This window comes from Thermoanaerobacterium thermosulfurigenes (assembly GCF_051201035.1).
In the GTDB taxonomy this organism is placed as follows: Bacteria; Bacillota; Thermoanaerobacteria; order Thermoanaerobacterales; family Thermoanaerobacteraceae; genus Thermoanaerobacterium; species Thermoanaerobacterium thermosulfurigenes.
The window spans coordinates 57,266-64,258 of record NZ_JBPODR010000013.1 but is presented as its reverse complement, the minus strand read 5'-3'; the positions used below and the strand labels follow the sequence as shown (position 1 = coordinate 64,258).

Genomic DNA, 6,993 nt, shown 5'->3' with positions numbered 1-6,993 from the left:
TTGATATTTGTCCAAGTAATTCGAAATTAGTTTATCCATATCTTCTATACGTCTACTCATATCATCTATATGGTCAATGATATTTTTAATTAATTGTTTCTGAAGGGGAGTAAGTACACCATCCACTGCTTTCATAATTTCAGGAATTTTTTTATGCATTGAACCGTGAAGCAATTCTTGAAGTTGTTCTTCATCTAATTTCTTGCCTTCTAAAAGAGCATTTAATATTCTCCTGGAGCTTTTGCCATTGATATCGGAAGTAAAGCTAGATAATTTGATATTAGCTCCTTCTAACATTTTTTGCAGTCGATTCAATTCACGTGCTCGTTCCTCAATTAGGCTTTTGCGATAGCGAGATGCTTCACGCAATTCTCTTTGCTCTCTATCAGGAACATAGCTAGCCTTGAGCAAACCATGCTGGAGAAGATCTGCAATCCATTCTGCGTCTTTTACATCTGTTTTCCGTCCAGGAACAGCTTTCATGTCTCTTGCATTTACTACTATAGCATCTAATCCGGAAAGCTCGAATATGTTGTATAATGGTTTCCAATAAGAAGCAGTGCTTTCCATAGCTATCATTTCACACTTTTCATTAAGTAGCCATGCAGTGAGTTCTCTTAATTCTGCTGTTGTTGTTCCGTACTCACGGATTTCCTGATCATTGCCACGTTTAAAGCAAGCAACTATCATTTTTTTGTGTACATCAATCCCACAACAACGCTCGTATAATCTATCCATAACCTTTCACCTCATAAAGGAAGATTTTACGGCGTGGCTCCCTTATATTTCCTTATTTTACTATGCGTCCTTTTGAACATTTTGTTCTGGACAGATGGTGGTACAAAAAGGAAGCCCGATCAGTTTATTTTACGGGTTTGAAAATCCCAAATAAAACTCGGTCTCTGTGCCGTATAATCTAATTATATCACGATTACTGCTGTCTAACGTGATAGTTTTCGTTTATCGTGATGCTGTCAAAGCATGATGTTTATTTTAGCTAAAATTTATTTTAGCTAAAATTTAATTTTTATTTTAGCTAAAATTTATTTTAGCTAAAATTTAATTTTTTTCAAATTAGTTTATTGTGCTAATTTATGTCAGTGAATTTTCTCACCTATAGTTAACTTTTTTAATTTTTTCATTACGCCATTGGTTTTACCAAAATAATTATAGAGTTTTCTATATTCTTCAAAAATATCCATATACATCTCTGTATATTCTTTGTTCGGCACATATTCTTTCATAAAGGGTGCTGACATAAATTCTGATGCTTCTTCAATACTGTCATATCCACCATTTTTACTTCCTGCCGCAACTGCTCCAAGTATTGCTGACCCTAAAGCAACTGCTTGGTCTGATGAAGATACTTTTATATTGATTCCTAGTACATCTGCATAAATTTGCATCAATAATGAATTTTTCACAGCTATACCACCACATGCATAGAGATTATCAATTGTAACGCCATATTCATTGAAAGTATCAATTATTATTTTTTGTCCAAATGCAGTTGCTTCAATCAAACTTCTATATATTTCTTCGGGTTTTGTTGACAATGTCAGACCTAAAATTAGTCCAGATAAATTAGCATCAACTAATGTCGACCTATTGCCATTAAACCAATCTAAACAAATCAATCCAGAATCTCCGGGTTTTAGTTTTGATGCTTTTTCATTTAAATAGTCAAATATATCCAAATTCTTCCTTTGAGCTTCTACATAATAGTTATATGGAACGCAATTTTTCACATACCAATCAAAGATATCACCTACTGCTGGCTGACCAGCCTCATAACCGTAATAACCAGGTATTACACTATCTTTCACAACTCCTGAAATCCCTGGTACTAATACTTCTTTATCTGATATTGTTATATTACATGTCGATGTACCAATTATTAAAACCATATCACCCTTTTTACTCGCACCAACTGCCGGAAATGCTACATGCGCATCAACTGATGCAACTGCAACAGCAGTATTTTCTGTTAAACCTAATTTATTTGCCATTTCTTTTGTCAAAAAACCTGCTCTCGCACCTATTGGAACAACGTCACCTTTTATTTTTAATCCAATGAAATTCTCAAGAATTGGATTTAACTCCTTTAAAAATTCATTCGAAGGAAATCCGAGCCTATCGTTCCACATAGCTTTAAATCCAGCAGCACAACAATTTCTATTTAATACACCAGTCAATTTAAATACAATCCAATCACCGGCTTCAATAAAAGTATAAGCTGCATCGTATATTTTCGGGCTTTCATCGACTATTTGCATCACTTTTGGAATAAGCCATTCAGATGATATTTTACCACCATATAAATTTAAAAACGGTTCATTCCTTTTTTCGGCTATTTTATTCAGTTTATCTGCCTCATACTGAGCTGCGTGGTGTTTCCATAATTTTACCCAACTATGAGGGTCATGCCTAAATTCTTTTTTATTGCATAATGGGTCACCATTTTTGTCAATAGGAAGGATAGTACATGATGTGAAATCTATTCCTATTCCAATTATATCTTCTGATTTAACATGTCCTTCTCTTATTACTTTTGGAATTATCTCATATATAGCCTCTAAGTAATCATTAGGATCTTGCAGTGCCCAATCATCCTCAAGTTTTGTGTTTGAACCTGGTAAATAATCCTGTATAACACCATGTTTATACTCACTTACAGCAGTTGCAACTTCCTGACCATTTATTACATTCACTAATAATGCCCTAGCAGACAGTGTTCCAAAGTCAAGTCCAATTACATATTTATCCACTATATGCCCCCCTTTCACAAACAAGCAAGTATGGATTTATATAACTTATTTTTTCCCATAGAGCGGTCCAAAGTTTTCGCATGCCCTATAGTCAGCACTTTCTTTGTCCATACCAAAAGCGCTCCATGCACTTGGCCTAAATATTTTTTCTTCTGGAACATTATGCATGCAAACAGGTATCCTAAGAATTGATGATAAAGTTATTAAATCTGCTCCAATATGCCCATAGCTCAGTACTCCATGATTTGCACCCCAATTATTCATAACAGAATATACATCTTTAAATGGTCCTTTTCCTGTAAGAATTGGTGCAAACCAAGTTGTCGGCCACGTCGGATCTGTTCTGTTATCAAGAATATCATGTACATCCTTTGGAAGTTCAACAGAATAACCCTCAGCAATTTGCAATACAGGTCCCAAACCTTTTATTAGATTTAGCCTCATCATTGTTACAGGCATACCACCTTTTGTAGTAAAATATGATGAGTAACCGCCACCCCTGAAATATTCTCTTAAACCTGGTCTCCAAGTTGTAGCGTTAAGGCATTTCTGTACTTCTTCATTATTAATTTCCCAAAATGGCTTCATTGCCGGTTTACCATCAACTGTCATTTCACCTGTTCCATCAAGTGCTGCCGAACCAGAATTTTTAAGATGGATAACTCCATTTAAAGCAAGTCCTGTCGGTTCCCATCCTGTAACTCTTTTTATTGATTCTGGACTCCAATATGTTCTTACATCAGCGAATATCTGTGCTCTATCTGAAAGTAAATGACCAAAAAGCATTGATACACCATTTAAGCTATCATTTTCTGTAGCTAAAATATACGGTTCTCTTATTCCATTCCAATCGAATGAAGAATTTAAAATTGCTTCTGAAAAATCTCCATTTGGAAAATGATCTGTCCACTGTCTTTGTCCTTGGAAACCTGCTGCTATTGCATTGTGACCATTTGATTCTTCAACAAAGCCTAACTCAGCAAGTCTTTCATTTCCTACCATGAGGTCTCTCATAATTAATGTCATTTTTACAACTGTTTCCCATACCCTATCTTTTTCTTCCCTCGAATATACTAAATGTTCTGGATTGTTATCTTTTCCCTCTTTGCAATTTTCTTTTACCCACTTTAATGCTTTGTTAAATTCCTCCTTATCATATATTTCTTCATCCATTCTTCTTACTAACTCTGACATGTCGACATATTCGTTTCTCATGCCAAGATATGTTTCAAAAAAGTCTGGATCAACTTGAGATCCTGCAATACCCATAGAAACACTGCCTATTGATAGATAAGATTTTCCTCTCATTGTAGCAACCGCGAGACCAGCTTTAGCAAATCTAATGAGCTTTTCTTTTACATCTTCAGGTATTGTCATATCATTTGCTTCTTTTACATCCCTGCCATATATACCAAATGCGGGTAATCCTTTCTGATTATGTGCAGCTAATGCTGCTGCAAGGTATACAGCACCAGGTCTCTCTGTCCCATTAAATCCCCATATTGCTTTAGGCATATATGGATCCATATCAATTGTTTCAAACCCATAACACCAAGATGGTGTAACACTTATTGTTAGCCCTACTCCTTCTCTTGCAAATTTTTCAGCTGCTTTTGCTGCTTCCGCAACACCACCAATAGTTGTATCCGCTATGACACATTTTACTGGTTCTCCATTACTATGTTTCACACTATTCTCTAATAATTCTGCAACAGCCTTTGCCATAGCCATTGTCTGCCCTTCAAGTGATTCCCTTATTCCTCTCCTCCGACCATCAATTATCGGACGGATGCCTATTTTAGGCAATGTGCCTATTAATCGTGTAGCCATTATCCATTCCTCCTAAATTTTATAGTAATTGTTTTCTATTGTTATAAAATATATTATTTTATTTTTTTAACAGAATCATTAATAATGAGATCTGATACAAAGACTATCTCCTTTGATGTTACATCTTTGTTTTTTAATTTTTCTAGAATTATTTCTCCAGCTTTCTCTCCTATTAATAAAGCGTTTTGTTTAATACACGTAAGCTTTGGTCTAATCAATTTTTGGTTTCTAATTTCTTCAAATGTAACAAGCGAAATATCACCAGGTATATCTAAATTGCTTTCTTTAAGTGCTAGCATTACACCTTCAGCCATCTGATTATTTGCTGCAAATATAGCTGTTGGCATTTCACCTTGGTTTATAAGTCTTTTTGTCTCTTCGTAAGCCTTTTCCCAGCCAAAATAGCCATTGAGAATAAATTCATTTTTTATATTTATGTTATAATCTCTCATTGCAGTTTTAAACCCTTCAAATCTTTCTCTACCAGTACTCACATTTAAATTGCCATTTACAATACATATATTCTTATGTCCCATTTCTATTAAATACTTTGTTAGTGTATAAGCGCCACCATAATTATCACTTACAACAACATCAGCTTTTGTATTCTTTATTTTTCTATCTACTAAAACAATAGGGATATTTTCTTTTATCAGCTCGTCTACATAGTCATTATCTATATTAGAAGATGATAAAATTATTGCATCAACCCGCTTTTGCGATAACCTCTTAAGTACATTTAATTCTTTTTCAAAATTCTCATCTGTGTTTGATAATATTAAACTATAATCCTCTTTGTTTACTACATAATCAATACCTTTTATCACGTCCATAAAAAACGGGTTAGATATATCCGGCACAACTACACCAATTAAATGAGTTATATTGTTTTTTAAACTTCTTGCTATGCTGTTTGGCTTAAAATTTAAGTCCTTCATAGCATTTAAAACTTTTTCTCTTGTTTCTTTACTAACCGGATAATTATTATTTAAAACTCTTGATACAGTTGCAATAGAGACTTGTGCATATTTTGCAACATCCTTTATTGTTACACTTTCCAAAGTAAATGCCTCCATAGAAATCATTTTCTGTTATATATTAATAATTCGACGTAATTTTTAAAATTCCTTCTTTAAAAATAAACTCTTTAAAAACAAAAACTTTATAAATTTTTTTATTAACATTAACGCTACAAAATATTAGATTTTTAACTATGATTTATAATAACTTTCTGATACTGAATTTTCTTTTTGAATACTGTTTAACACTAATAGCTTTTTATTTTAAAGCAATCATCGAATCTTTTAGGTTTAACATTAATTCAGAATCAACAATATGCAAATCATCAATTATTCCATTATACAGCAAATTCATATTTGGCGAATCTGTATTTAATCCAATATCACTTAATGAAGTAGGAAGTTTAATTGATTTTATAAATTCTTTATAATTTTTAATATCTTCTTCTGAACAACCATTAAATTTCATTTGAATTAAAAGACCTAAAGATACAAGCTCACCATGTAAAAATTCTGTTTGTTGTTGTTTAAAATAACGACAAATTGCATCATAAAAACTATGTGCAATTGCTAATTGTTTACCACCGCTCGCTAAGGACGATGTCAATCCTGTTAGTGCTATATTCATGCATATTACATTTTCAACTTCAGGAGTAATTAATTTCTTCTCTACATCTTCTACAGCCTTTTTACCTATTTTCATGTATTCATCCCAATTTTGCTTTGCAATTCTTAGTGCAATCTCGGAAAGAATTGATTTTTCCCAATTTTGGTCAAAAAACAAACTATAATATATTTCAGGGTACTTTGCCATTGCATCCCCTATACCAGAAGCTAACATTCTTGCAGGACATCTTTTTGTAATTAGTTCTGTATCTACAATTACAGCATCCATTTCATGATTATGATACATATTATTTAAAGGATTACCTTCATCAGAATACAATACGCTAAGAACAGCATAGCTTGCACACGTTGCAGCAGAAGTAGGTACAGTTATTATTCTTTTATCAAGTAGATTAGATACTGCCTTGGCTGTATCAATAGCTTTACCTCCACCTACTCCAACTATTACATCAGCATCGAATTTTCTTGCTTCTTCACTTAACCAGTTTATCTGATTCATTGAGCAAAAACCTTTAAAAATGTTAATCTTATAATTAATTCCTTCTTTTTCAATACTTTTCCTTATCTTTTCTAAAGATATTTCTAAAGCTGTTTTTCCACCAATTATATACGCTCTTTTACCTAATCTTAAAATTTCCTTACCTATAAAATCAAGTGCATTTTGAACCTGTATATAACGTCCTGCTCCAAGAAGTATTGGTTCTCCCTTTCTCAATATTATCACTTCTTCCTTTTTAATCTCATTCATT

General features: G+C 33.1%; 5 protein-coding genes. All 5 read right to left on the bottom strand.

All coding sequences use genetic code 11. The annotated features are described in order from the left end of the window. Positions 1–738: IS110 family RNA-guided transposase (locus HNR52_RS07005; RefSeq protein WP_435620104.1), on the bottom strand; the 738-nt coding region annotated here is incomplete at its 3' end. A gap of 359 nt (positions 739–1,097) precedes the next feature. Further along, positions 1,098–2,768, bottom strand: coding sequence for a ribulokinase (locus HNR52_RS07000; RefSeq protein ID WP_435620103.1), 1,671 nt, complete (start codon positions 2,766–2,768; stop codon positions 1,098–1,100). Between the two features lie 45 nt (positions 2,769–2,813). After that, on the bottom strand, positions 2,814–4,598 hold the full coding sequence (locus tag HNR52_RS06995) for an L-fucose isomerase (protein WP_435620102.1): 1,785 nt from the start codon (positions 4,596–4,598) through the stop codon (positions 2,814–2,816). Positions 4,599–4,651: 53 nt separating this feature from the next. Next, positions 4,652–5,659, bottom strand: a complete 1,008-nt coding sequence (locus HNR52_RS06990) for a LacI family DNA-binding transcriptional regulator (RefSeq protein ID WP_435620101.1) — start codon at positions 5,657–5,659, stop codon at positions 4,652–4,654. 217 nt (positions 5,660–5,876) lie between these two features. After that, a complete protein-coding gene (locus HNR52_RS06985; RefSeq protein WP_435620100.1) occupies positions 5,877–6,992 on the bottom strand; it encodes an iron-containing alcohol dehydrogenase family protein in 1,116 nt (371 codons plus the stop codon). Between the last annotated feature and the right edge of the window lies 1 nt (position 6,993).

Excerpts from the sequence above, each read along its gene's own strand:
- HNR52_RS06995 (WP_435620102.1), bottom strand. The coding sequence starts at position 4,598 with ATGGCTACACGATTAATAGGCACATTGCCTAAAATAGGCATCCGTCCG.
- HNR52_RS06985 (WP_435620100.1), bottom strand. The coding sequence starts at position 6,992 with ATGAATGAGATTAAAAAGGAAGAAGTGATAATATTGAGAAAGGGAGAA.